At 60.6% G+C, this 673-nt stretch carries 1 protein-coding gene and 1 pseudogene; both read right to left on the bottom strand.

The genetic code is table 11. The features are described from left to right. Positions 1–345 (bottom strand): 3-hydroxyacyl-CoA dehydrogenase NAD-binding domain-containing protein (locus tag B3605_RS13440; RefSeq protein ID WP_414706961.1); only part of this gene is annotated, 345 nt, incomplete at its 3' end. A gap of 196 nt (positions 346–541) precedes the next feature. Continuing rightward, positions 542–673: pseudogene (locus B3605_RS13435) on the bottom strand (electron transfer flavoprotein subunit alpha/FixB family protein); the annotation flags it as partial.

Raw genomic sequence — 673 nt, 5'->3', positions numbered from 1 at the left:
GGTGGCGATGATCGCTTCCGGCTTCAGGACCGGACAGACCGTGGCGTAGATCTTGCGCTTGACGCTTTCGTCCTCGGTCGCGGCCTCGATGACGAGATCGGAGGAGGCGAGGTCGTTGATGTCTGCGGAGCCCGATATCAAGGAGAGCGTGCTCGAGCGCTCCTCGTCGGTCATCTTGCCGCTGGTGACGTGGCGGGCGAGGTTGCCGTTGATAGTGGCGAGGCCGCGCTCGATGCGATCCTGGGTAAGATCGTAGATGTGGACCTTGTAGCCTGCGCTAGCCGAAACCTGCGCGATGCCGCAACCCATCTGGCCCGCGCCGATAATTCCGATTGTCTTGAACACCGCAGTCATCTCCACACCCCTGCTCGGCCTTCGCCCCCGCGATTGCCGTACCTATTAAACAAAACTGCCGGACGAATGATCGCCCGGCAGCAGTAGTAGCCCCTAAAAAGATAATTTTCCAGTCGCTCGCATGTGCGAAAGATGACGCGCGATCATGGAAGCCCGGCGCCGCATGCGAAACCGGGCATCCACCGACTTAGAGAGCCTTCTGCAGCTCGGGCAGGGCGTCGAAGAGATCGGCGACGAGGCCGAAATCGGCGACCTGGAAGATCGGTGCTTCCTCGTCCTTGTTGATCGCGACGATGACCTTCGAATCCTTCATGCCGGC

Origin of the sequence: Rhizobium sp. UBA1881 (assembly GCF_002338015.1) — a bacterium.
Classification (GTDB): Bacteria; Pseudomonadota; Alphaproteobacteria; order Rhizobiales; family Rhizobiaceae; genus Rhizobium.
Note: the sequence above shows the minus strand (reverse complement) of the source record. Positions and strands in the feature narration are given on the sequence as shown.